This is a genomic window from Pseudomonas sp. NPDC089401 (assembly GCF_044749485.1).
In the GTDB taxonomy this organism is placed as follows: Bacteria; Pseudomonadota; Gammaproteobacteria; order Pseudomonadales; family Pseudomonadaceae; genus Aquipseudomonas.
In genome coordinates, this window is the sequence record NZ_JBIVIA010000015.1 from 28,797 (window position 1) to 54,421 (window position 25,625).

Sequence of the window (25,625 nt, forward strand, 5' to 3'; positions counted from 1 at the left end):
CCCTGAGGCCAATGCAGTACCTGTGGGAGCACAGGAAATGCACAACCCCTGAGGCCAATGCAGTACCTGGGGGAGCACAGGAAATGCACTACCCCTGAGGCCAATGCAGTACCTGGGGGAGCACAGGAAATGCACAACCCCTGAGGCCAATGCAGTACCTGTGGGAGCACAGGAAATGCACAACCCCTGAGGCCAATGCAGTACCTGTGGGAGCACAGGAAATGCACTACCCCTGAGGCCAATGCAGTACCTGTGGGAGCGGGTTTACCCGCGAAGAAGCACACGCCGGTCTTCAGCGAACACTGCGGCTGCGAAGCGCCCCGGGCGAGAAGTACGACGCCGTGACCGGCACGTTGAACTCGAACGGCCGCGCCTGCTGGTTGGTCAGCCCCGACACCTGGTAGCGCCCGTTGCGCAGGTCGTAGATCACTTCCATGGCATTCACCGCCGCCTCACCCACCACATGGTAATAACTATGCGCCTGCGCCGTGCGCCACAGCTTGCCCTGGGCATCGAAGAAGTCCGCCTCGAGGATCGCCCAGCTGTCTTCGTCCACGTAGTAGCGCCGGCTGGCATACACATGGGCCATGCCCGGCTTCAGCGTGCCGAGCACTTCCCAGACCCGGTGCAGCTCGTAGCGGGTCGGCGCCGGCTGCACATGCCCAGGGCCGATCAGCGCGCCATAGGCCAGCATCGGCGAGGCCAGCCGGTAGCTGTTGTAGGGCACGTACAGCTCGCGCTTGCCCACCAGCGTCCAGTCATAGCGATCCGGCGCGCCATTGAACATGTCGCGGCTGTCGGCGGTGCGCAGGCCGGCGGTGCCCGGGGTGATGCTGTCGTAGTCGATGCCCGGGGCGCGCCGGACCCGGCGCTGGCCGGTGCTGTACAGCCACGACAGGCGCGGCTCGGCGACCTGGTCGAGGGTTTCGTGCATCACCAGCGCTTCGCCGGCGACCCGGGCCGGCGCGGTCATCTGGTGGCTGAAGTAGTACAGCACGTTGCCCGACGCCCCCGGCTGCCAGCCCGGCAGCGCATCGGGGCGGGCGAAGGCCTGGCGCACGCTGCTCTGCACGTAGCGGCCATTGCCGCGCGGGGTCAGGCTGTCCGAGGCCTGGTTGAAGCTGGCGTTGCGTGGCCGGGTGAGGTGGTTCCAAAGCACTTCGAGGCCGTTGCGCGGCTGCGGGAAGGCCACCACGCCAGCGAAGCCTTCGACGCGGTTGCCGTCGTGCGCCAGGTGCGCACGCCCGGCATTCTGGCGCGCCCACTCGGCCACCTTGGCCGGCACCGCGATGCTGCGGTGACTGGGGTAGACCGGCAGCTGGTAGGTCTTGGGGAAGCGTTCGAGCAAGGCCACCTGCCCTGCCGTGAGCTGGCCCCGATAGCGTTCGAGGTTGGCGGCGCTGATGACCCGCAGCGGCTGTTCGTCGGCATAGGGATCGAGCGGCGTACCATTGGGCGCCAGCGACACCTGCGCCGCCGTCAAGCCACCGTTCCAGGCGGGGATCTGCCCGTCGGGGCTGGCACCGCGCTCGGCGCCCAGCGGCGTCAACGGGGCGGGTTCGCCGGCGGCGAACAGGGTTGGGGCGATGGCCAAGGTGCAGGCGGCGAGCAGCGAGATGGGCAGGTGCATGGCAAGTCCTCGAAGACCTTCTTCTTGTTGTGCGACAGGCTTGCCTGTCGGCGCCGGTCCCGGGTGATACTAGGCGCCACGCGCCGGGGCCGACCAATAGCGAGTTCCGATGCGCGCCATAACGACACGGCATAGCCTGGATGCAGCCATGACCCTGAAACAGCTACGTTACCTGATCGCCATCGTCGAGGCCGGCAGCTTCTCCAGCGCCGCCCGCCGCTCATACATCGCCCAGCCCGCCTTGAGCCGGCAGATGGGGCTGCTGGAAAGCGAGCTGGAGATGCAGCTGCTGGACCGCCAGCACGACGGCATCGCCCTCACCGACGCCGGCCGCCAGCTGTACGAGGTGGCGCGCCAGGTGGTGCAGAAGCTCGATTCGGTGAAGGACGAACTCAAGTCCAGCCGCGGCAACCCCAAGGGCCATGTGGCGATCTCCATTCCCGCCACCGCCGCCAACCTGCTGCTGCCGGAGATCCTGCGCCGGGCCGAGCAGCGCTTCCCCGGGGTGACCCTGACCGTGTGGGACGGCCTGAGCCGCGAAGGTGGCCAGGCCATCGAGCTGGGCAAGGTGGACTTCGGCGTGGTGCCCAACGCCGAGGAGCTCGAGTACGTCGAAGCCGAGCCGATCCTCAGAGAGGCGCTGTACTGGGTGAGCCTGGCGGCCCCGGGCACGGCGGACACCATCACCCTCGCCGAGGCCGCCGCCACGCGGCTGGTGCTGCCACCCAAGGCCCTGCACCTGCGCCGGCGCATCGAGCAGGCGGCGATGGAGGCCGGGGTGACGCTCAACGTGGCCTACGAACAGCAGTCCGCGCCGGGTATCACCAGCCTGGTGCGCGGCGGGCTGGCGGCGACCATCAGCAACTGGCCGCCCTTGAGCGACCGGCTGGACCCGACGGCGGCGCGGCGCATCGTCGAGCCGGAGATCAGCCGCACCATCGCCCTGGCGCATTCGCGGCACAAGCCGCTGTCGTTTGCCGCAGCGTGCATGCGCGACCTGGTGCGTGGGGTGGTGGTGGAGCTGGTGCGCAGTGGGCAATGGCAGGGGGAGTTGATTGTCGATGAGGCCGCTGAGCCATCGAGCCGCAATGAGGGCTTGCGGTTTGCCTGGTAGACCGCATCGCCTGATTCGCGGGCAAGCCCGCTCCCACAGCGACCGCACGGGCTTCGAAACCGGTGCAGTACCTGTGGGAGCGGGCTTGCCCGCGAAGAGGCCTGCCCAGACAACACAGGGCTAATGGTTCAACACTGCCCTGGCATCATCAGCCAAAGGGTCCTGAAGTCGCGCCAAAGTCCGCTGCGGGTTCAACACTTTCAGCCCGACCACCCCCGCTGCCACCAGCACCACCCCGCACACCAGGAACCCCTGGGCATACCCCGCCGGGTGCCCGGCCCCGGCCCCCTGCACCAGCACCCCGGTCACCACCGGCGCTGCCAGCCCCGCCAGCGAAGCGATGGCATTGCCGATCGCCAGCACCCCGCCGCGCTGGCGGCTGGGGGTGAACTCGCCGAGCATTGCCGGCCCCACCGAATACATCACCAGCGCCAGGCCACCGCTGAAGGTCAGCGCCAGCACCCGCTCGACCGTGCCCAGCCCGGGCAGGATCAACGCCGCCGAAAGCAACCCGCTGAGCATCAGGCAGACCGAGACGAACACCCCGCGCGCCACCCGCGACGACCAGCCACGGCGCATCAGCCGTTGCGACCACCAGGCCATGAACAGGCTCAGCGGCGTGGTCACCACCACGAACAGCACGAACAGCCGGCCGGTGGTGAGCGGGTCCAGGCCGAGGCCGACCTGCAGGTAGCTGGGCACCCAGGTCAGGGTCAGTGCCAGCGACCAGTTGGCGGCGAAATGGCACAGGTAGTTGCCCAGCACGGTCGGGTCGAGCAGCAGGCGCCGGTAAGGCACTGCCGGTTCGTCCGCCGGCAGCTGGGTGGCGCGCAGGCGGTCCAGGCTGCCTTCCTGGCCCAGGCGCCACCACAACAGGCACCACACCGCACCGATCGCGGCCAGGACGATGAAATTCATGCGCCAGCCGTAGTGCACGCTGATCCACGGGATCATCGCCCCGGCCACCAGCAGGCCCATGGCGCTGCCGCCGTGCAGCAACGCCACCGGCAGGCTGCGGCGGTCGTTGGGGAACCACTTGTACAGGGCATGGGTGGCCACTGGCGAGGCCGGGCCTTCGCCGATGCCCAGCAGCACGCGGCAGGCGACCACTGCCCACAGCGAGGTGACGAACAGCATCGGCAGCTGGATCAGTGCCCAGAACAGGCCCATGCCCAGCAGCAGGGTACGGGTCGGGCGGCGGTTGGCCATGAAGCCGCCGACCACGGCGGAGACCGCGAAGAACCAGTGCAGGGCACCGCCGACCAGGCCGAACTCGGTGGGGCTGAGGCCCAGTTCGGCGCTCATGGGCACGGCGACCAGGCCGATGACCACCTTGTCGAGGAAGTTGACCAGCATCAGCAGGGCCAGCAGCAGGGCGATGAGCCAGGCGGTGCGGGGGTTGGGCAGTGAGGGTGAGTTGGACATCGTGGTATTCCCTTATTGTTCTTGTCTGGGAGTTCTCTATTTGCAGGCCTGGCCTCTTCGCGGGTGAACCCGCTCCCACACAGGCCTGCGGTAATCCCTGTGGGAGCGGGTTTATCGAGGCGTCGAACCGCCGCGAAGAAGCCAGCACCGATCAGCCAGGCATCAAGATCCCCTTGGCGATGGTATTACGCTGGATCTCGCTGGTCCCGGTGAGGATGCGCATCATCCGCGTGGCGCGGAAGATCCACTCCACCGGGTGTCCCTGCATCAGCCCGGCCCCGCCATGCACCTGCACCGCCTTGTCGGCGATGCGGAACGCCGCCTCCGAGACGAACAGCTTGCACATCGGCGCCTGGGTGCGGATGTCGCCACCGGCATCGTTCAGCGCCGCCGTGGCATACACCATGCTGCGCGCCGCGTGCAGCTCGGTGGCCATGTCGGCGATCTGGTGGCTGACCGCCTGGAACATGGCGATCGGCTGGCCGAACTGGGTGCGCGTGCGCACATGCTCGATCGACAGGTTCAGCGCGTGGCCGGCCATGCCCAGCAGGGTCGGGCAATGCAGCAGGCGGTTGAGGGTGATGCGCCCCATCGCCAGCTTGAAGCCCAAGCCCTCCTCGCCGATCAGGTTGGCCGCCGGCACACGCACTTCATCGAGGTAGATATCGCCGTGGGCACCACCGCCGGACATCACCGAGTAGTCGCTCTCGACGCGCACGCCAGGCGCCCGGAGGTCGACGAAGAATGCCGAGATGCCCTGGGCGCCACGGCCCGGGCCGGTGACCGCGAGCAGCACGGCGAGGTCGGCGTAGCTGGCGCCGGAGATGTAGCGCTTGCAGCCACTGAGCACATAGTCGTCGCCGTCGCGGCGCGCCACGGTCTTGATCGCGCTGGCATCGGAGCCGGCCTCGGCTTCGGTCAGGGCGAAGCACACCGCCTGCTCGGCGCGGCACACCGGCTGCAGGAAAGCTTCGACCTGATACGCGCTGGCCACCTTGAACAGGTGCCCGACCCGCGGCGGCCCGGACAGCTCGCCGAGCACGTGGGGCGCCAGCATCGAGCCGGTCAGGTGGGTGGCCTCCTTGACCGCGCACAGGTCGGCGACATTGAGGCCGGCGCCGCCCAACGGCTCAGGCAGCATCAGGGTATACAGGCCCTGCTCGCTGGCACGGCGCCACACCTCGCGCAGCACCGGCAACGGGTGCGGGCGTGCCCAGCTGAGATTTTCGCCCTGCTCCAGGGGTTTGACCTGGTCACGCACGAAGCCGTCGATGGCTTCGATGATCTGGCTGGCTTTGGCACTGGGTTGGTACATGTGTGTTCTCCTGGTCAGATCCGACGTTCGCTGTGTTGCCAGTAGGCGTCGCGCACCAGGCGCCGGACCACCTTGCCATTGGGGTTCTTCGGCAGTTCCTCGACGAAGTCCACCGCCCGCGGTTTCTTGAAGCCGGCCAGGGCGCGGCCGCAACGCTCGATCACTTCGGCCTCGCTCAATTGCATGCCCGGCTTGAGCACCACCACCGCGCGCACCGCTTCGCCCCACTGCTCGTCGGGCACGCCGACCACGGCCGCCTCGAACACCTCGGGCAGGCTGTAGAGCACCTGTTCGACCTCGCTCGGGTACACGTTGAAACCGCCGGAAATGATCATTTCCTTCTTGCGATCGACGATGAACACGTAGCCCTGGGCATCGACCGTGGCCAGGTCGCCGGTGAGGTAGTAGCCGTCGCGCATCACCTCGGCGGTGAGCTCGGGGGCGCGCCAGTAGCCCTGCATGATGTCCGGGCCCTTGACCACGATCTCGCCGACCTGGCCGGGGCCGACATCCTCGAAGGCCTCGTCCACCACCCGCAGGTCGGTCTCGAAATAGCAACGGCCACAGGACGCCAGGCGCTGGTAGTCGCCGTCCTCGACCAGGTGATCCTGCTCGGTCAGCACGGTCACCAGCGAGCAGGTTTCACCGGCGCCATAGCCTTGCGCGAGGATCGGCCCGAACAGTGCGATGGCTTTTTTCACCAGTGCCGGGGCCATGGGCGCGGCACCGTACATCACCAGGCGCAGGCTCGACAGGTCGAAGCGCTCGACGCCGGGGTAGTTGACCAGCCGATTGATCATCGCCGGCACCAGGAACAGCCGGGTGACCCGCTCGCGCTGGATGGTCTCGAGCAGCAGGCGATCGTCGTAGCGGTCGAGCAGCAGGTTGCAGGCCCCGACTGCCAGCAGCGGCATGACCTGCATGCCGCTGGCATGGGTGATCGGCCCGACATGGGCCATCACGTCGCCGGGCGCGGCGCGGCGGGTGGGGCTGGCGATGCTCTTGCGGATCAGCGCCTTGCGGTTGCCGAAGCTGAGCATGGCGGCCTTGAGCACGCCGGAGCTGCCGGAGGTGTAGTGCAGCACGGCCAGGGCGTCGTCGGCCGGGTCCTGGCACGGCCAGGCTTCACTGGCATCGGCCAGCAGCGCGGGGTAGGCGATATCGCCCGCCTCGCCTTCCAGCGCCAGCACATGGCGCAGCAGCGGCAGCTCGCCACGGCGCCCGGCCAGCGCGGCGGCGAAGCTGGCGTCGGTGATCAGGGCCACGCTGCACGAGTCCTGCAGGACACTGACCACCTCGTCCACGGACAACCGGGCGTTGATCGGCACCTTGACCAGCGCCGCCTTGTAGAAGGCCACTTCCGCCTCCACCAGCTCGACGCGGTTGGCGGCCAGGATCGCCACGTGCTCGCCGCTGGCGACGCCCAGGCTGGAAAGGCCCGAGGCCAGGCGATTGCTGCGGGCTTCGAGCTGGGCGAAGGTGATGCGGGTGTTGGCATCCGCCACGGCGGTGCGCGCGGGCCAGTAGCGGGCACTGCGACTGATGATCTTTCCGAGGTTCACGTTGTTGTTCTCGTCGACAGGAAGACCTGGACGATGCTAATCAGCCTCGGCGGGGGTGGCGTAATACCAGATGTGGATGCGCGCCATAACGAAATTGGCTGGGGGGAGTCGTGCCAGCCTGCACCGGCCTCTTCGCGGGTAAACCCGCTCCCACAAGGGAACTGCATACCCCTGTGGGAGCGGGTTTACCCGCGAAGAGGCCGGTGCAGGTCAAGTCAGACCAGGGACCGGCGCCGGCTCAGGCAGGCATACCCCAAGCCCAGCAGCGCGACCGCCAGCAGCCCCAGCAAGCCCACCAGCTCACGGCTGTAGCGCGCCACCAGCGCCGGGAACCCGGTGAACTCGCGCAACACCCGCACATCCGCGGTGCCGCCGTCGAAGCTGACACTGAAGCCACCCTGACGGATCTGCGAATAGTCCGCGTCGAAGTACACCCAGACCTTGCACGCCCTGCCCGCCTCGACAACCGGGATCTCCACCTGCGAAGTGGCCGTCTCGATGATGCGGTCGTTGCCGGCGGCGTCCCGGACCTGCACCAGGCCCTTGGCCGGCAGGCGGATCTTCACTTCGCGCACGTCGCTGTCGCCGCTGTTCTGCAGGTCGATGAGCAGGCCGGTACGATGATCCACCAGCCCCGCTTCGAACGGCTTGGCGAACAGTTGCGCATACGGCGCCTGGGCCAGTTCGATCAGCTTGTCGACCTGGTACTGGCTCAACGCGCCCTCGCCGATGTGGTTGATGCGTGGCTGCAACTGCTCGTACTTGAGCTGCTCGCTGGCCTGGCTGATACGTTCGCTGAACTGGCTCGGGTAGGTCAGGTAGGCATAGGTCAGGGTCGCCTCGAGACGTGGGTTGTCCTTGAGCGCCACGTAGCCCACCAGCAAGGCCATGATGCCCAGCAGCAAGGCCACGAGCAGTTTGCCGACTTTTTCCCAACTCAACGGTACGGTTCCTTCTGTTGCGCCACGGAAGATCGAAGGGGCTCAAAGGGTGCCAAGTTCGAGGCCGTCAGGCAAGCGCTCAGCGACTCAGCAGTACAGGCAACGACGCCAACAGCATCGCCACGCCGGACGCGGTCAGCAGGCTCAGCACCACCCGGCGAAACGCCAGCTCGCTGATGCCCAGGTATACCCGCGTGCCCACCAGCGCCGGCACGGCCATGGCCAGCAGCACCACGGCAAGCGACGGCAGCATGTCGCGGGTCACCACGCCTGTGCCCAGGTAGGTGAGCAGGGTCACCAGCAGCATCGACAGGTTGAAGTTCTGGATCACCGCACGCTGGGTGTCGCGCTCGAAGCCGCGCAAGGTACACCAGAGTGTAGGCACTGTGCCGGTAAAGCCGCCGATACCGCCCAGGGCCCCGCCGATCATCCCCACCGTGCCATCGGCCAGGCGGTTGCCCGGCAGCCGAGGCAGACGCGGCGCCAGCAGCATCAGCGGGCACCACAGCACCAGCAGCGTGCCGAACACGGCCTTGAACCAGAGCATGTCGAGGTACGGCAACACCCACACACCCAGCGGGATGCCGGCCAGGCCGCCGAACACGAACGGCCACAGCAGCGCCCAGCTGAAGCCGCGGCGCACGCTGAACACGGCAATGAGCTGGCCGCAGAGGCTGCCGAACACGGTCAGCGAGGCGGCCAGGCGCGGCTCCAGGCCCCAGGCCCAGAACGACATGGCGACCATGCCGAAGGCGAAGCCAGAGAGGCCCTGGACGAAACCGGCGACGACGGCGCCGAGGGCGATGAGGTAGATGCTATCCATGGGGGCTACCTTGCCAGAGCCTTGAATCGATGTCTGCATCGGGGGCTGCTGTGCAGCCCTTTCGCGACACAAGGCCGCTCCTACAAGCACCGCGATGTCCTGTAGGAGCGGCCTTGTGTCGCGAAAGGGCCGCAAAGCGGCCCCCTACGATATCAGCCGAAACGCTCGACCTTGGCCGGCGTACGCTGCATCAGCACCTTCCCACCCCGGATCGAAACCAGCGCATGCCCCTGGCTGCGGATCATCTCGTAGTCGTCCGGCGCCGACAGCACCAGCAGGTTGGCCGGGCGGCCGACTTCGATGCCATAGCGCTCGCCCAGGTTCATGGTGCGTGCGCTGTTATCGGTGATCAGGTCCAGCGAACGCTGGATGTCTTCGTAGCCGAGCATGTGGCAGATGTGCAGCCCCGCCTCCAGCACACGCAGGATGTTGCCGTTGCCCAGCGGGTACCACGGGTCGACGATCGAGTCCTGGCCGAAGCACACGTTGATGCCGGCACGGTCCAGCTCGCCCACGCGGGTCACGCCGCGGCGCTTCGGCCAGGTGTCGAAACGGCCCTGCAGGTGGATGCTCTCGGTCGGGCAGGAAACGAAGTTGATGCCCGAGCGCTTGAGCAGGCGGAACAGCTTGGAGCAGTAGGCGTTGTCGTAGGACCCCATGGCCACGGTGTGGCTGGCGGTGACCCGCTCGCCCATGCCGCGCACGCGGGCTTCCTCGGCCAGCACTTCGAGGAAGCGCGACTGCGGGTCGTCGGTCTCGTCGCAGTGCACGTCCACCAGGCAACCGGTGCGCTCGGCCAGGTCCATGAGGAACTTGATCGACGACACGCCCTGGTCGCGGGTGTTCTCGAAGTGCGGGATGCCGCCGACCACGTCGGCGCCCAGGGCCACCGCCTCGGTCATCAGTTCGCGGCCGTTGTCGTAGCTTTCGATGCCTTCCTGCGGGAAGGCGACGATCTGCAGGTCGACCAGGTGGCGCACTTCCTCGCGCACCTCGACCATGGCCTTGAGCGCGACCAGGGTCGGGTCGGTGACGTCGACGTGGGTGCGCACGTGCTGGATGCCGTGGTCGACCAGCATGCCGATGGTCTTCTTGGCGCGGGTCTTGATGTCCTCGTGGGTGGTCATGGCCTTGCGCTCGGCCCAGCGCTCGATGCCTTCGAACAGGGTGCCACTCATGTTCCAGGCCGGCTCGCCGGCGGTAAGGGTGGCGTCGAGGTGGATGTGCGGCTCCACGAACGGTGCGGTGACCAGGTTCTGGCCGGCGTCGATGTCGCCGGCGCTGGCGGCCACCACTTCGGCCTGGGCGTGGATCGCGGCGATGCGCTCCCCGGCCAGTTCGATGCGGTGCAGGCCGGGTTTGCCGCGCAGGCGGGCGTTGACGATGTTCATCAGGCGTTACTCCTTGTTATTGGCTTCGGACATGCGCCAGATCAGCAATGCGACCGAGGCGTTCATGCGAAACAGGGGGTCGTCGAGCGACAGGCCGCTCAGTTGTTCGATGCGTTGCATGCGCTGGTTGATGGTGTTGCGGTGCAGGCCCAGGCGCTGGGCGGCGCGCTGGGCATTGCCGTTTTCACCGAGCAGCGCGTCGAGGGTGTGCAGCAGGGCGTGAGGGTGCTTGCGCCCGGTTTCGATCAGGGAGCCGAGGGTCTGGGTGACGAAGGCATCGATCACCGCGCGGTCGCCGATGCCTTGCAGCAGGCGCAGCACGCCCAGCTCGCTGAAGTCGCATAGGCCCGTGGCCGGGCGCAGGTTGTGCGCCACGTCCAGCGCCTGGCGCGCTTCGTTGAGGGCCTGGCGGTAGTGCGCGCAGTCGTGCACGGTGGTCGACAGGCCCATGAACAGGTCCAGCTCGCCGGCAGGCTCGGCCAGCTTGCTGTACAGCTGCGCCAGCGCCTCGCGCAGGTCGCCCCGGGCGGGCAGCAGGAGCACGAACAGCTCGCCCGGCAGCACCGCGTGCATGGCGCCGGGCAAACGCCGGCACCAGGCTTCGAGGTGCTCTTCGAGGGCCTGGCGGGCCCGCTGCCAGAGGCGCTCGCCCTGCTCCGCGCCGTGCCGGGCGAACAGCGCCTCGACCGCCGACAAGCGCAGCGCCACCAGGCGCTGCGGTTGGTCCAGCGGCAATTGCAGGTGGGCGGCGCGCTGGCGGGCGATGGCCAGGCTCGGGTAGTCGCCGGTGAGCAACTGGCCGAGCAGGTCATGCCGCGAGCGGCGCACCTGGCCCATCTGCACCAGGGCGGTACCGATCAGGTGGGTGACCAGCACCATCTTCAGCGCATAGGGCTGTTCGATCAGTGGCAGGCCGAGCTGTTCGGCGCGGGCGATCACTGCAGCCGGTATTTCATGGATGTAGCCGCCGCCGGTGAGGATCACCAGCCCGGCGATGCCCACCGCGTCGCCGTCCTCGACCAGGCGCAGCAGGTTGGCCTCGTCGCGCGGGTGGTTGATGCCGGTGACGAACACCAGTTCGCCGCCCATCACCCATTCGGCGATGCCTTCGTTCTCCGCCACATAGGGCCAGCGCACGCTGCGCTGCAAGTTGCGGGCGCCAGCGCGCACGGCCATGACTTCAAGGCCGGGCAGGCTCAGCAGCGCCTCCAGTGCCAGGCTCACGACTCGGCCTGCCCCGCGGCGGCCAGCTTGCGCTTGCCGCTGAGTTCGAGCAGCACGATGTAGCACAGCGCCGAGGCGCCGATGCCCACCAGCGGCGCGACCCACGGCGAGCTGTAGGCCAGCACCGCACCCACGGCATAGGCCAGCAGGCCAAGAAGGTTGTAGCGCGGCAGGCTGACCGCGGCCAGCGCCGGGTATTTACCACGGTGGCGGTACCAGAAGTCGGCCATGATCACCCCGCCCACCGGCGGAATGATCGAGCCCAGCAACACCAGGAACGGGATCAGCATTTCATACATGCCGCCCACTGCCAGCACGATGCCTACCCCGGCGGCGGCCAGGGTCATGGTGCGCCGGCGCTCGCTGCGCAGCAGGTGGCAGGCCGCGGCCGAGACGTTGTAGATGGTCGGGCCCTGGATGGTCCAGAGGTTCAGGCAGAGCATCACCACGGCCGCGAACGACAGGCCCTGGAGCATCATCACTTCGACGATGTCGGCCTGCTGGTAGACCATCGCGCACCAGGCGCCGGCCACCACCATCAGGCCGTTGCCGAGCAGGAACGCGACCACGCTGGCGGTCACCGCCACCCGGCCGCTGCGCGACAGGCGCGTCCAGTTGGTGGCCTGGGTGGCGCCGCTGGCGAAGGTGCCGAAGACCATGGTCACCGCCGCCGAGAAGGTCATCGCCTCGTGCGGCACCAGCGCCGCCAGCTGTTCCAGGCCGCCGACATGGCGGGTGGCCAGGACCATGGAGACCACCAGCAAGCCGAACATCAGCGGCACCGAGACCCGCGACAGCAGGTCCAGGCCCTTGAAGCCGATGATCGCGGTGAGGCTGAAGCCCAGGCCGAACAGCACCATCAGCGGGACGGTGAAGCCTTCGGCCAGGCCGAGCATCTTCACCAGCACGATGGCCACGGTGGCCGTGCCCCAGGCGTACCAGCCCAGTTCCGCGAAGCCCAGCAGGAAGTCCGAGAGCCGGCTGCCTGCTTCGCCGAAGCAGAAGCGGCCCATCAGTACCGTGTTCAGCCCGCTGCGCGAGGCGATGAAGGCCAGCGCCGCGGCATACGCCGCCAGCAGGCTGTTGCCGATAGTGGCGATCCACAGCATGTCGACGAAGTTGAAGGCCATGCCGAGCTTGCCACCGGCGAACATGGTGCCGGTGAAGAAGGTGAAACTGAACAACACCATGGCGATGGGCAACAGGCCCTTGCGTGAGGACGGCGGGGCTTCGGACAGCGGGAATTCGCTGGGGGCGGTCATGGGTGGGGCTCCGAGGGTTGGTCGATGGCGCTCAGACAGCAAGATGCGGGCCGCTTCAGGCCTTTGGATTATTGGAAGAAAAGCGGGCAGCCGAAATAGGAAAACCTGTGCATGCTGCACAGTCTTCCAGTCATTACGGCTCTGAGCTGTGCATTATGACTTAACTTGAGGCGGGCATGCACCAAAGCGGGACGGCTGTAGGGATATTTCATCGTGGATCGCGCAGGCCTGCATATCTCCCTGTAGGAGCGGGTTTACCCGCGAACACCGGCGAAGCCGGTGCCAGATGCTGCAGTGCATGGCACCGGCTTTGCCGGTGTTCGCGGGTAAACCCGCTCCCACAAAGGTCGCGCACTGCTGTGAACCCTCGTCACACCCGCTATGCCGCCGCACTGTCTAATCCTCCGCCCGTTTGCCCCTTAAGGTTGCCATCAAGGCCTTCTCCACGACGGCCCATGACAAAAACAAGCGTGCAACCGAGGTGAAAGCCGATGCGTGGCGAACAACACACACAGAATGACAAGCTGGGCACCGGCCTGAAGGGCCGGCAAGTGACGATGATCTCGATCGGTGGCGTGATCGGCGCCGGGCTGTTCGTCGGCTCGAGCAACGCCATCGCCGCCGCCGGGCCGGCGGTGCTGGTGGCCTACGTGATCGCCGCGGCGATCGTGGTGCTGGTGATGCAGATGCTCGGCGAGATGGCCACGGCGCGGCCGGACACCGGTTCGTTCTCTTCCTACGCCGACCAGGCCCTGGGCCGTTGGGCCGGGTTTTCCATCGGCTGGCTGTACTGGTGGTTCTATGTGCTGGTGATCGCCATCGAGGCGATCGTCGCCGGCCACATCCTCGGCGACTGGCTGGGCCTGCCCCACGCCCTCACCGCCTTCGCCATCACCCTGGTGCTGATCGGCTGCAACAGCCTCAGCGTCGGCTCGTTCGGCACCCTGGAATACTGGCTGTCGCTGTTCAAGGTGGTGTCGATCGTCAGCTTCATCGGGCTCGGCGTGCTGGCCATCCTCGGCCTGCTGCCCGGCTCGTCGACCAGCGGCATCAGCAACCTGTGGGCCAACGGCGGCTTCGCGCCCAAGGGCAACGTGGCCATCGTCGCCGCGCTGCTGACCGCCATGTTCAGCTTCCAGGGCAGCGAGGTGGTGACCATCGCCGCCGCCGAGTCCCGCGACCCCAAGGCCAACATCAAGAAAGCCATCCGCGCCGTGGTGTGGCGCCTGGGCCTGTTCTACCTCGGCTCGATGTTCGTGGTGGTGTGCCTGATCCCGTGGAACGCGCCAGGCCTGGCCCAGGGTTCGTACCAGGCGGTGCTGAGCGCCATGAACATCCCCTGGGCGCCGGCGATCATGAGCATCGTGGTGCTGGTGGCGGTGACCAGCTGCCTGAACTCGGCGATCTACACTGCCTCGCGCATGGCCTACTCGCTGGCCCGCCGCGGCGACGCGCCGAACGCAGTGTCGCGCACCACGGCCAAAGGCGTGCCGCTGCTGGCGGTGGCGCTTACCGCCGGCGCCGCGCTGGCGGCCCTGGCGGCCAACTACCTGCTGCCCGCCGAGGTGTTCCAGTTTCTGCTGGCCACCAGCGGCGCCCTGGCCCTGCTGATGTACCTGGTGATCGCCGTGACCCAGTTGAGCATGCGCCGCAAGCTGGTGGCGCTGGGCAAGCCGCTGGAGGTGCGCATGTGGCTGTTCCCCTGGCTGACCTGGCTGACCATCGCCTTCATCGCCGGCGTGTTCGTGGTCATGGCCGCGTTCCCCGGGCAGCGCGCCGAACTGCTCGCGACCCTGGGCTTGACCGGCGTGCTGGTGTGCATCGGCGCCTACCTGCAAAAAAGCCAGCCGACCCTTTCGGCCCAGCGCGCCGCTTTCGCCTGAGCTGTGCCGCCGCGTCACAGCGGCTGTGCCCCGCAGGGCCTTTTTCCGCTGCCGGCGCAGCCCTAACCTGACTTCACTCCCGGGGCGCACCGCCCCGGGCATTCCAAGAAAACCAATGTGGAACTCCCCATGACCGTAGCCCGCAAACCCGACGAACTGGCCATCCCCTACCAACTGCCGCAAGTCCCCTTCATGTCGCCCGACATGGTCCACCCCGGCGTACTCGGCAAATGGCTCGAAGACGACCAGCTGTGGGTCCCGGTGACCGCCTCGGTGTCGTTCAAGCCGCTGCTGCTGAACGTCTCCGGTGGCTACTACATCAACCTGCTGCGGGTGCGCCAGAGCGGCGTGCTGTCGCGCCATCGCCACACTGGCGGCGTGCATGCCCTGGTGCTCAAGGGCCGCTGGTACTACCTGGAACACGACTGGGTCGCCGAGGAAGGTTCGTTCGCCTACGAGCCGCCGGGCGAGACCCACACCCTGTTCGTGCCGGAAGATGTCGAAGAGATGATCACCTGGTTCCACGTCCAGGGCGGCTACACCTACGTCGACCCGCAAGGCGTGGCGGTGGGCTACGAGGATGTGTTCACCAAGCTCGAAGCCGCCCGCGCCCACTACAAGGCGCTGGGCCTGGCCGACGACTACATCGAGCAGTTCATCCGCTGATCGGGTTGCCAGTGCACCGCTGCGCTGCCAGTCTTCCGCTCAATCAACGGAGGCAGGACATGGACAACTACACGCAACTGCTGGCGTTTCTCTGGGCTACCGAGCACGGCAACTTCTCTGCCGCCGCGCGGGCCTGCGGGATGACGCCCTCGGCCATCAGCAAACTGATTTCCCGGCTCGAGGACCGCCTGCAGGTGCGCCTGTTCCAGCGCGGCACGCGCAGCCTGACGCTGACCGAGGAAGGCAGCGCCTACCTGGTCAGCGCCCGCGCCGTGGTCAACGCCATGGCCGAGGCCGACTCGCTGGCCGAGGCCTTCCCGACCCGGGTCAGCGGCAGCCTGCGCGTGCACACCATGACCACCTTCGCCAAGCACCAGATCATCCCCTGGCTGCCGGAGTTTCTCGCCGCCTACCCCGGGCTGAGCGTGGACATCCAGGTCGGCGCGCAATTCGTCGACCAGTTCGACCAGGGCCTGGACGTGGCCATCCACAGCGGCGTGCTGCCCGACTCCACGCGCATCGCCCGCAAGATCGGCCAGAGCCGCTGGCTGCTGTGCGCCTCCCCTGGCTACCTGGCCCGCCACGGCACGCCCAGCCACCCTGCCGAGCTGCTGGCGCACACCTGCTTCTCGTTCGGGTTCAGCAGCGTGTGGAACACCTGGAGCTTCGTCGTCGATGGCCAGGCCATGACCGTGCCGGTGCTGCCCAAGGCCACCTTCGCCCAGGGCGACCTGCTGCGCGACCTGGCCCTGGGCGGCGCCGGCATCGTGCGCCTGGCCGAGTTCCATATCGGCCAGGACATCCAGGAAGGCCGCCTGGTGCCGTTGCTGGAGGCGTTCAGCAGCGACAGTGTCGAACCGATCTACCTGATCTACACCAATCGCAAGCACCTCAGCCCGCGTATCCGCGTGTTCCGTGACTTTCTCGAACACAAGCTCGCGCAGAGCCCGTGGAATACCCGCTGAGCCCAAGCCCCCGACCAGAACATTGAGGTACCCCATGCGCAATCTCGTAGGCGATGTTTCCAGCGCCGCCCGTATCCTGCCCGACCTCGACGGCCAGGCCCTGTTCATCCGCAACGGCAAGGGTGCGTACCTGCACGACGACCAGGGCCGCCGCTACATCGACACCGCGCTCGGCTTCGGCGCCGTGCTGCTCGGCCATGCCAACGACCGGGTCAACGCCGAGGTGGCCGCCGCCCTTGCCGACTCCGCCTCGCCATCCTGGGCCCATGTGCGCGAACACGCCGCCGCCACGGCCCTGGCCGCCCACACCGGCAACCTGAGCAAGGTGATCTTCACCAACTCCGGCAGCGAGGCGGTGCACCTGGCCTGCCGCGCCGCCCGCGCCCACACCGGGCGCGGGCGCATCGCCAAGATGGCGGCCGGTTTCGATGGCTGGTTCGATGACGTCAGCTTCGGCAACGTCGGCTCGGCCGAGGCCGGCTTCGCCGATGGCCAGCGCCCCGCCACGGCCCGTACCACGCTGCTGCGCTTCAACGATTTCGACGATGTCGAGCGGCTGTTCGCCGAGGACAGGGACATTGCCGCGGTGATCCTCGAACCGATGCTCGCCAACGCTGGCTGCCTGATGCCCGCGCCCGGCTACCTGCAACACGTGCAGGAGGTCGCCCGCCGCCACGGCGCGCTGGTGATCGCCGACGAGGTGCTGATGGGCTTTCGCCTGCACGCCGGGCTGGCCAGCCAGCTGGCGGGCCTCGACCCGGACATTGCCAGCGTCGGCAAGGCCATCGGCAACGGCGTGCCGGTGTCGGCGATCGTCGGCAAGCCCGAGGTGCTGGCCGCCTTCGAGCAGGGCAAGGTGCTGCGCGGCGGCACTTTCAGCGGCAACCCGCTGGCCTGCGCGGCAGTGCTGAGCACCCTGGCGCAGCTCGACCAGCACGACTATGCCGGCCTGATCGCCCGCGGCCAGCAGCTGCGCCAGGCCGTGGAAGCGATCTTCGAAGCCCGAGGCATCGTGGTCAGCACCAGTGGCTATGGCAACGTGTTCAGCCTGTGGCCGTCGCGCCAGGCACCGACGACCTACGAGCAGGCGCTGGCGGTGGGCAGTGCGGCGTTCAGCCAGGCGCTGCACCTGGCGCTGCGTGAGGCCGGGGTGCTGGTGATGCCTTCGCCGTATGGGCGGTTGTACCTGTCGTTCGAGCATGACGATGGGGTGGTCGAGGAGATGAAGACGGCCTTCGAGCGCGCTGCGGCCAAGCTGGCCCCACAATTCGCCAACCGCTAAAGCCTGCACGGCCCCTTGTAGGAGCGGCCTTGCGTCGCGAAAGGGCTGCGAAGCAGCCCCGGCAATCTGTGCATGAGTGCAGAAATCCTGGGGCTGCTTCGCAGCCCTTTCGCGACACAAGGCCGCTCCTACAGAACCCGCCACGCGAGTGTGGGCTTGACCGGGGGAAGTGCGGTCGGTGACGATCAGCGCTCACTCTGGCAAGGACGCAGGCATGATCCGGATACTGGGCAGGGCTTCTTCGATCAACGTGCGCAAGGTGCTCTGGGCCTGCGCCGAGTTCAACATTCCCTTCGCGCGCGAGGACTGGGGCATCGGTTTCCAGCCCACCGACGCACCCGCCTTCCTCGCACTCAACCCCAACGCCATGGTCCCGGTGATCCAGGACGGCGATTTCACCCTGTGGGAATCCAACAGCATCATCCGCTACCTGGCCAACCGCTATGGCGACCCGGCCCTCTACCCCACCGACGCCCAGGCACGGGCCCGCATCGACCAGTGGATCGACTGGCAGGCCTCGGACCTGAACCGCGCCTGGAGCTACCCGTTCATGGCGCTGGTGCGCCAGTCGCCCGCGCATCAGGAGGCCAAGGCCCTGGCCGCCGGTTGTGCGGAGTGGGCCCGCTACATGGGCATCCTCGAACAACAGTTGAACCAGACCGGCGCTTTCGTTGCCGGCGAGCATTTCACCCTGGCCGACATCCCCATCGGCCTGTCGGTGCAGCGTTGGTTCTCGACCCCGCTGGCGCACCCTGAATTGCCCGCCGTCAGCGCCTATTATGAACGCCTGAGCCAGCGCCCGGGGTACCTCGCCCACGGGCGCAACGGCCAGCCTTAACCAGGCAAGGCGCCGAGCAGTGCCTTGACCATGCCGCTGAACGCCGCCGGCGAGTCCACCGCCCGGGCCGTCTGCCGGGCGCTGCCATCGGCTTGGGTTGCGCGGCGGGCCTGGTCGAGGGTCGAGGACAGCTTGACGATCACCACTTCACGCTTGGGGTTGATGTAGATCTTCTGCCCGAAGCGCCCGCTGGCCTCGACCGAGCCGTCGCCATCGTTGCTCTGGTACCAGTAGTTGCGGTAGGCGTACCCAGGGCGGCCCGGGCCCATGTCGCCTTTGGCGAACAGCGCCGCGTCACCTGGCTCGAAGGTGCTGCGCACCGCCTGGTTGAAACTGTCGGCGCTGGGTGCGCGGGCCATTTCCAGGCGCACCAGCTCGGCGAAGCGGGCGCTGTCGCGCAGGTTGCTGCTGATGCCGCCGCTGGCCATCTCGGTGCCCAGTTCATCCACCTGCACGTAGGCATCGTCCTGGGCGAAGCGCGACCACAGGCGTTCGCTCACCAGCTGCGCCCAGTTCTGCCCGGAGACCCGCCGCAACGCCCAGGCCACCGCCTCGGCCGAGCCGTTCTGGTAGAAGAACAGCGGGCCGGCACCCGGCACCGGCTGCGCCACATGCAGGTAAGCGTAGATATCGGTGGGCATGTGCGCGGCCCGCGGAATGAGGCCTGCGGCGGCGAACAGGCCAAGGTCCGGCGGCACCTGTTCGGGGTAGGCCACGGCCACCTGCATGTCGAGGTTGGCCTGCAGCGTCGCCTCGCCGAACGGGGTACCGGCAAGCTCCGGCACGTAGGTCGACAGCCGCGCCTGCGGGTCGAGCCTGCCCTCGGCGATGAACTGGGCGGCCAGCAGGCCGGTCACCGACTTGGTCATCGAAGCCCAGATGTGCGGCTGGCCGGCCTCGAAACCATCCAGGTAACGCTCGTACACCACCTTGCCGCGGTGCAGCACGATCAGGCCGTCGGTGGTGCTTTCGCGCAGGTAACGCTCCAGGGTCAACGGCACTTCGCCCACGCTGAAAGCCAGCTGGTCCAGGGCCTGCACGGGTTCGCCCGGCAGTGCCAGCGGCACCTGGGCACGGCGGATATCGCGGGTCGGCGACACTTCGCGGGCATGGCGGATCGACCAGCGCAGGAACGGCGGCTGGAAGGCGTTGGCCTTGGTCACACGCAGTTCCGGCGCCGGCGGGAAGCCTTGCATCACCTCATCGGCGCCAAGCGCCGGTTGCAACGTGCCGGCCAGCAGCAGGCTCGCGCCCAGCACCAGGCTGGAGGTGGACGCTGTGGAGTGTTTTTTCATGCCATTTCCTTTGGGGCTGGGTCAGAAGGTGGCGCCGACGCCGAGGGACACGAAGTCGCGGTCGCCGCGTGTGCCGTAGTCGCCGTCGCGGTAATCGGTGTAGGCCAGGCTTAGCCAATACTGGCCGCCGAGCGAGGCGTCAAGGCCGACGCTGACGGCCCGCGAGCCTTGGTTGAAGGCCGAACCGTCGGTGGGGGAATAGCCCTTGACGTCGTGGGACCAGGACAGGTTGGGGCGCAGGTCGACGCCGGGCACCAGGTTGGGGTAGCTCCAGGTCGCGCGCAGCCGGTAGCCCCAGGCAAACGGCGTGACGAAGCCTTCGCCGTTGCAGTCGTCCGGGTCCCGGGCAATCGCCACGCACACGCTGTTGTCGGCCAGCTCGCCGCTGCCATAGGCGCCGGAGCGGCCGTAGCGCGGCCCGAACCGGCCTTCCAGGCCGCCGACGTAGGTGGCGCCGACCTCCCCCACCAGCAACAGCTGGTTGGCCCCCATGACCTGGCTGAAGGCGTGCATCGCCGACACCTGCAACTGGCTCACCTCCTTGCGCCGATAGCCGTTGAACAGGGTGCTGTCACTGGCCGGGCGCAGGCCGTCGGCGAGCAGTGGGCTGCGGCTGGCGTTGTTGAGCAGCGACTGCAGGATGTCGGTGCCGTTGAGCTGCACCGGCATGTTCGGCCGGTAGGTCAGCTCGCCCTGCACGGCGGTGCCGGTGCGCAGGGTGGTGGCGAACGTCAGGCCATACAGGCGGATGTCCTCGGGGTACTGGGCCTGGTATTGCGAGGTGCCCATGCGCAGCGCGCCGGCGATGGTCTGGCCGCTTTCGCTGGCGAGAAAGGCGCCACAGCGGCCCGCCGCCACGCCGATGTTGGCGCACAGCTGCGGGGCGAATGTGGTGTTGCTGAAATACGGGCTGCTGACCGTGCCCAGGTACGGCGAGCGGCTGTGGTAGTTGGCGGCGTAGATGCCGAACTCGGTGTCCAGCGGCGCCACGTACCAATGCAAGGCCATACCCCACTGGCCACTGTTGCGGGCATCCTGGTCACCCCCTCGTGGCACATGGATACCCTCTTCGTTCAGGGTCACGCCGAACGGCGCCAGGCCCTGGGCGATACGCGGGTCGCCGACCTGGCGCCCGCCGACGTCGAGGCCGCTGCAGCCGTCGGGCATGAAGTCGTTGCCGGAGAAGAAGGTGCCGCAGTTGTCCAGCTGGGTCTGCTCCCAGTCCAGCTGGTAGAAGGCGTCCAGCGACACCGCTTGGTTGAGGTTCTGGGTCATATAGAACAGGTTCACCGGCACCAGCGCGTCCTTCACCTCTGCCCCCGGGCGGCGCAGCGCGGCCTGGTTGAACGGGTTGAGCACGTTCAGCCCGCCCTGGATGAACAGGCTTTCGCCCCAGTTGACCACCTGCTTGCCCAGGCGCGCCGAGCCCGGTTCGCCATGGATGTCGTAGAAGTAGTAGGCGAAGGCGTCGAGCAGCTCTGCGCCGGCGGTCTTGGCCGAGGCCTTGCGGTTGCGGTCGTCGATGGGCTTGAAGCGCTGGTCGTGGTCGCGCTGGGCGGTGTCGTACCAGTAGGTGCCGCGCAGGAACACGCCGACATCGCCGTGACGCAGTTCCAGGTCGTGGGTGCCCTTGAAGATTGCCGAGAACACGTCGCCGGCACGGTAGTTGCGCCGGCCGTCGTTGCCGTTGGCGGCTTGCAGCTGCTTGGCATTGGGGTTGGACGTGGAGATGCCAAGGCCAAGGGCCAGGCTGGTGTCGAACTGGCCGTCGATGGAGCCGACCTGGAAATCTGCGGCGTAAAGGGGTGTGGCGAACAGTAGCAGCGGCAGGCCGCGGGCAAGGGAATGGGCCACGTTGAACCTCTTTTCTGGTTATTGGAGGTGAGGTCTGGCCGATGGTAGGGAGGTGTGTGGCGGGCCACAAATAGCGTCTTCGGATTGCGGCCATAACGGTTTGGCATGGCTTGCTCCCACAGATATGTGCTGTATTTGAAGCCAGTAATGTGGGAGCGGGTTTACCCGCGAAACAGGCGCTGCGGTGGATGGCACGGGCTTCGCCCGTGTTCGCGGGTAAACCCGCTCCCACAGGGCGTTGTGCCCGGCTTGCTGTTGATGATCAGAAGCCGAGGGTCGCCGACAGCAGGTAGGTGCGCGGGGTGGACAGGGTCAGCCCCGGCTCGCTGTCGTCCGAGGCCCCGGCCGAGGCCCAGTAACGGTCATCCAGCACGTTCTCGACACTGGCGCGCAGGGTCACCTCGGTGCTGTCGACCTTGAAGGCATAGCGCGCGCCCAGGTCGAAGCGTTCCCAGCCGTCGATCTGCTTGCTGTTGTCCTGGTCCAGGTACTGCGAGCTGGAGTGAATGCCGCGCGCCGTCAGGGTCAAGCCGTTGACCCCGGGGATGTCCCACTCGGCGCCCAGGTTGACGTTGTACTCGGGCGTGGCCGGCGCGCGGTTGCCGTCGAAAGCGCCGTTGACGGTGTCGGTCAGCTCGCTGTCGATGTACATCACCCCGCCCAGCACGCGCACGCCATCGAGCGGCTCGCCGAACAGGCTGAGCTCGATGCCACGGTTGTCGCGCTTGCCGTTGGCGCCGAACACCCGCGAGGTGGCGTTGGTCTCGTAGGCCGGCTGGCGGATGCGGAAGGCGCTGGCGGTGACGGCGACGCGGCCGAAGTCGTACTTGGCGCCGACCTCGACCTGGCGGCTGGTGAACGGCGGGAAGATCTGGTCCTCGTTGACCGAGGTCGACGGGGCGATCTTGCCCTGGCTCAGGCCTTCCATGTAGTTGGCGTACAGCGACAGCTGGTCGGTGACCTTGAGCAGCACGCCAGCCGAGGGCGAGACCTTTTCCTCGTCATAAGCCGTGTCGCCTTTCACGCCATTGCTCCAGTCATCGACCTGGACCCGCTGCCAGCGAGCTCCGAGGGTCAGCAGCAGGCGGTCGTCGAAGAACCCCAGGGTATCGGCCAGGGCGACGCCGGAAAAGCGGTTCTCGGTGTACACCTCGGCATCAGTGCGGGTCGGCGTGCCCGGCGTCGGCGTCGGCAGCGGGCGGTAGAGGTTGCTTGGCGCCGAGGCGTAGCGGGCGCCACCATTGGTGAAGTCCATGTAGAAATAGCTGGCGGCCAGGTTCACTTCGTGGCTGACCGGCCCGCTGTGGAACCAGCTGCGCAGCCCGGCCATGGCGGTGCGCACCGACTCGTCGCGGGTGAAGTCGCGCGGCTGCACGGTGAAGTCGCCGGCGTCGTTGACGATCGACACGTTGTGGCGGAGGAAGTCATGGTTGCTCTTGCGCGCACCGACCGCGCCGTAGGCCATCAGCGAATCGCTGAGGTCGTACTCGGCGTTCAGTGCGCCGAAGGTGTCCTCGGTACGCGCCTGGCTCCAGGCCTGGGCGTAGTTGTGGCGCACGTGGTTGGCGCTCGGTACCTGGGCGTTGGCGCCGACCAGCACACGTTCCTGCGGGGCATCGGTGTCGCGCTGGGTGTGCCCCAGGTCGGCGGACAGGCGCAGGCGTTCACCCCGAAAGTCCAGGCCGAGCACGGCCATTTCACGGTCGACGCGCTGGTGATCCCACTCGGTATCGCCGGACTGCTTCACGCCATTGAAGCGCAGGCCGAACTGCTCGCCTTCGCCAAAGCGTCGGCCGATGTCCACCGCGCCGCCAACCTGGCTGCCCGAGGCGTAGCTGCCGGTGAACTCGGTGATCGGCTTGTCACCGGCACGCTTGGGCACCACGTTGATGCCGCCACCGACGCTGCCGCGTGGCGAGATGCCGTTGATCAGCTGGCTGGGGCCCTTGATGATGTCGACGCGGTCGGCCATTTCCATGTCGATGGAATAGGTCGGCAGGATGCCGTACAGGCCGTTGTAGGAGACATCGCTGTTGAACAGGCTGAAGCCGCGAATGGTGAACTGCTCGAAGCGCCCTCCGGCCGGGTTGGTAGCGCGTACCGATGGGTCGCTGCCGATCAGGTCGCCGAGGGTGCGGGCCTGCTGGTTCTTCACCAGGTCGCTGGTGTAGGTGGTAATGCTGAACGGTGTTTCCATGAAATCCCGCGAGCCGAGCAAGCCCTGCGAGCCCTTGCGGGCGACCTGGCCACCGGCGTAGGGCTGGGCCTCGCTGCCCGAGGGCTGGCCACCGACGATGGTGGTCGGGGCGATCTCCAGGGCATCGGCGCCCTGGGGGGCGGGCACCAGGGTAAAGGCGCCCTCGCCCACCGGCTGCAAGCGCAGGCCGCTGCCGCGCAGCAGTTGCAGGAAGCCTTCGTCGACGCTGTAGCTGCCGGACAGGCCGCCGCTCTGCCGGCCGCTGACCAGCGCCGGGTCCAGCGACAGGCTGACGCCGGCCTGGTCGGCGAAGCGGGTCAGCGCGGCACCCAGGCTGCCGGCAGGGACTTCATAGCTGCGGCGGGCTTGCGCTTCGGCCCAGGCAGGCACGTTCAGCAACAGGCTCATGGCGAACCCGAGCGGGATCAGGCGGTATGGCGTTACGGCTGGCATTGAAACAGGCTCCCTTTGTGTTCTCTTACCGGTAATGACCGGTGAGGGAAAAAAAGGGGACAGCCTCAGGCACGCTTTTCTCGCGGCGCCAACGTCACCCAGTAACGGGTGCGGGCATGCACCTCCAGCGGCAGGCTGGCGGCGAGCAGCGCCAGCACACGGTCGCTGTCGTCGAGGCGGAAGGTGCCGGTGACCCGCAGGGCTTCCAGTTCCGGCGCCCAGCGCAGCAGGCCGGGGCGATAGCGGCGCAGCTCGTGCAGCAGGTCGCCGAGGGGGCGATCGTCCAGGCGCAGCACGCCCTCGCGCCAACCGAGCAGCAGGTCGTCCACGGCCGTGACCGGCCCCAGGCCAGTTGCCCGCAAACTGGCCTGCTGGCGAGCCTTCAGGGTAATTGCAGCACCGCGTAGCGGCTGCAAGGTCGCGGCCCCGCTGGCGACCGATACACGGCAGTAATCATCGTAAAGGCGCATGCACACCTCGGCAGCGCTGACTGCCACCTGGCCATAGGGGACGCGAATATTGAGCTCGACCGCTTCGGGAACCTTGACCGCCACTTCCCCACGCACGAGCACGATGCGCCCTGTCCTGAGGTCGATGTTGACGGCGCTGTCGGTGTTCAGTTGCAAGGTGGTGCCGTCGCTCAGGGTCAACTGCCTGCGCTCGCCGACGGCGGTGTGCACATCGGCGGCCCAGGCGTCCAACGGCAACTGCCGGCTGAGCAGCCAGGCCGTCGGCACCAGCGCGGCGATGCCCAGGGCTTGCTTGAGCAAGGCGCGGCGGCCGCTATCCGGGCGGTCGAGGGTGGCCATGGCCAGTTCGCCGGGCAGTTGCGAGAACCGCTGGCGCAGCAGCTGCGCCTTTTGCCAGGCGCTTTCGTGCAGGCTGCTGCTGGCACGCCATTGCGCCAGGCGCTGGAGGTCGGCTGGGCTGGCCTGGCCGGACTCCAGCAGTGCCAGCCAGCGGGCGGCGGCGCGCACCACTGCGCGCGCCTCGAGGGAATGCGCAGGCATCAGAGGTCCGCCAGCAGGCAGTGCTCATAGGCCTGGGCCATGTAGCGTTTGACGGTGCGTTCGGAGATGTCGAGACGCCGGGCGATTTCGGCGTAGCCCAGGCCTTCCAGCTGGCTCCAGAGAAACGCCTTGCGCACGGGGGCCTTGAGGCCGTCGAGCAACTCATCCAGGGCTTGCAGGGTTTCCAGCAGGATCCAGCGCTGTTCGGGGGATGGCAGGCTCTGCTCGGGCAGTTGCGCCAGGGCGTCGAGGTAGGCCTGCTCGAGGCTGCGGCGCTGGTGGAAGTTGCTCAACAGGCGCTTGCCCACGGTCAGCAGGTAGGCCCGCGGCTCGCGGATCTCCGCCAGCGGCTGGGCGCTGGCGAGTACGCGCAGGAAGGTGTCCTGGCTGAGGTCGGCGGCATCCCAGGCGTTGCCCAGGCGCCGGCGCAGCCAGGCTTCCAGCCAGTTGCGGTGCTCGCGGTAGAGCGCGGGCAGGCTGGGCTCCGGGGGCGGC

The 25,625-nt window shown here is 67.7% G+C and carries 20 protein-coding genes; 6 read left to right on the forward strand and 14 right to left on the reverse strand.

The features are described 5' to 3' along the window. Positions 1-292 precede the first annotated feature (292 nt). Positions 293-1,630 (reverse strand): DUF1329 domain-containing protein, encoded by a 1,338-nt coding sequence (locus tag ACIP21_RS25615; RefSeq protein WP_400693769.1) that lies wholly within the window; start codon positions 1,628-1,630, stop codon positions 293-295. A gap of 148 nt (positions 1,631-1,778) precedes the next feature. On the opposite strand from ACIP21_RS25615, the gene ACIP21_RS25620 reads away from it, so the two are divergent. Further along, a complete protein-coding gene (locus ACIP21_RS25620; RefSeq protein ID WP_400693771.1) occupies positions 1,779-2,744 on the forward strand; it encodes a LysR family transcriptional regulator in 966 nt (321 codons plus the stop codon). A 120-nt stretch (positions 2,745-2,864) separates the two neighbouring features. Here the strand turns inward: ACIP21_RS25620 and ACIP21_RS25625 are convergent, their stop codons facing one another. The 8 genes from ACIP21_RS25625 to codB all read right to left on the reverse strand — a co-directional run bounded on the left by ACIP21_RS25625 (position 2,865) and on the right by codB (position 12,687). Then, entirely contained in the window at positions 2,865-4,169 is a 1,305-nt protein-coding gene (locus ACIP21_RS25625) for an MFS transporter (RefSeq protein WP_400693773.1), read from the reverse strand. 151 nt (positions 4,170-4,320) lie between these two features. Further along, positions 4,321-5,484, reverse strand: coding sequence for an acyl-CoA dehydrogenase family protein (locus ACIP21_RS25630; protein WP_400693777.1), 1,164 nt, complete (start codon positions 5,482-5,484; stop codon positions 4,321-4,323). A gap of 14 nt (positions 5,485-5,498) precedes the next feature. Then, on the reverse strand, positions 5,499-7,046 hold the full coding sequence (locus ACIP21_RS25635) for an AMP-binding protein (protein ID WP_400693779.1): 1,548 nt from the start codon (positions 7,044-7,046) through the stop codon (positions 5,499-5,501). Positions 7,047-7,261: 215 nt separating this feature from the next. Beyond that, positions 7,262-7,987, reverse strand: coding sequence for a hypothetical protein (locus ACIP21_RS25640; protein ID WP_400693781.1), 726 nt, complete (start codon positions 7,985-7,987; stop codon positions 7,262-7,264). A 79-nt stretch (positions 7,988-8,066) separates the two neighbouring features. Then, entirely contained in the window at positions 8,067-8,810 is a 744-nt protein-coding gene (locus ACIP21_RS25645) for a sulfite exporter TauE/SafE family protein (RefSeq protein ID WP_400693783.1), read from the reverse strand. 152 nt (positions 8,811-8,962) lie between these two features. Further along, positions 8,963-10,201 (reverse strand): cytosine deaminase, encoded by a 1,239-nt coding sequence (codA, locus tag ACIP21_RS25650; protein WP_400693786.1) that lies wholly within the window; start codon positions 10,199-10,201, stop codon positions 8,963-8,965. 6 nt (positions 10,202-10,207) lie between these two features. Beyond that, entirely contained in the window at positions 10,208-11,425 is a 1,218-nt protein-coding gene (locus ACIP21_RS25655; RefSeq protein WP_400693788.1) for a PucR family transcriptional regulator, read from the reverse strand. Then, on the reverse strand, positions 11,422-12,687 hold the full coding sequence (codB, locus tag ACIP21_RS25660) for a cytosine permease (protein WP_400693791.1): 1,266 nt from the start codon (positions 12,685-12,687) through the stop codon (positions 11,422-11,424). Before codB ends, ACIP21_RS25655 begins: the two co-directional genes overlap by 4 nt. A 491-nt stretch (positions 12,688-13,178) precedes the next feature. Here codB and ACIP21_RS25665 point away from each other — a divergent pair, with 491 nt between their 5' ends. From ACIP21_RS25665 to ACIP21_RS25685, 5 genes are all read left to right on the forward strand, one after another. Then, a complete protein-coding gene (locus ACIP21_RS25665) occupies positions 13,179-14,570 on the forward strand; it encodes an amino acid permease (protein WP_400693793.1) in 1,392 nt (463 codons plus the stop codon). Positions 14,571-14,699: 129 nt separating this feature from the next. Further along, positions 14,700-15,236, forward strand: coding sequence for a 2,4'-dihydroxyacetophenone dioxygenase family protein (locus ACIP21_RS25670; protein WP_400693796.1), 537 nt, complete (start codon positions 14,700-14,702; stop codon positions 15,234-15,236). A 59-nt stretch (positions 15,237-15,295) separates the two neighbouring features. Next, the gene (locus ACIP21_RS25675) at positions 15,296-16,201 is read left to right on the forward strand and encodes a LysR family transcriptional regulator (protein WP_400693799.1); all 906 of its coding nucleotides are present in this window, start codon (positions 15,296-15,298) and stop codon (positions 16,199-16,201) included. Between the two features lie 34 nt (positions 16,202-16,235). Continuing rightward, positions 16,236-17,483: an aspartate aminotransferase family protein gene (locus ACIP21_RS25680; RefSeq protein ID WP_400693801.1), complete on the forward strand. Its 1,248-nt coding sequence runs from the start codon at positions 16,236-16,238 to the stop codon at positions 17,481-17,483. 214 nt (positions 17,484-17,697) lie between these two features. Beyond that, on the forward strand, positions 17,698-18,321 hold the full coding sequence (locus ACIP21_RS25685) for a glutathione S-transferase family protein (protein ID WP_400693804.1): 624 nt from the start codon (positions 17,698-17,700) through the stop codon (positions 18,319-18,321). Here the strand turns inward: ACIP21_RS25685 and ACIP21_RS25690 are convergent. The 5 genes from ACIP21_RS25690 to ACIP21_RS25710 form a co-directional block, all read right to left on the reverse strand. Then, the gene (locus ACIP21_RS25690; RefSeq protein ID WP_400693807.1) at positions 18,318-19,616 is read right to left on the reverse strand and encodes a serine hydrolase domain-containing protein; all 1,299 of its coding nucleotides are present in this window, start codon (positions 19,614-19,616) and stop codon (positions 18,318-18,320) included. The genes ACIP21_RS25685 and ACIP21_RS25690 overlap by 4 nt on opposite strands. A 21-nt stretch (positions 19,617-19,637) precedes the next feature. Continuing rightward, on the reverse strand, positions 19,638-21,470 hold the full coding sequence (locus ACIP21_RS25695; protein WP_400693810.1) for a DUF1302 domain-containing protein: 1,833 nt from the start codon (positions 21,468-21,470) through the stop codon (positions 19,638-19,640). A gap of 262 nt (positions 21,471-21,732) precedes the next feature. Further along, positions 21,733-24,120, reverse strand: a complete 2,388-nt coding sequence (locus tag ACIP21_RS25700; RefSeq protein WP_400693813.1) for a TonB-dependent siderophore receptor — start codon at positions 24,118-24,120, stop codon at positions 21,733-21,735. 65 nt (positions 24,121-24,185) lie between these two features. Beyond that, positions 24,186-25,130 carry a FecR domain-containing protein gene (locus ACIP21_RS25705; RefSeq protein WP_400693816.1) on the reverse strand — a complete coding sequence of 315 codons (945 nt, stop codon included), beginning with the start codon at positions 25,128-25,130 and terminating at the stop codon, positions 24,186-24,188. Next, a complete protein-coding gene (locus ACIP21_RS25710) occupies positions 25,130-25,606 on the reverse strand; it encodes a sigma-70 family RNA polymerase sigma factor (RefSeq protein ID WP_400693992.1) in 477 nt (158 codons plus the stop codon). The genes ACIP21_RS25705 and ACIP21_RS25710 overlap by 1 nt, the downstream gene beginning before the upstream one ends. Positions 25,607-25,625: the final 19 nt, after the last annotated feature.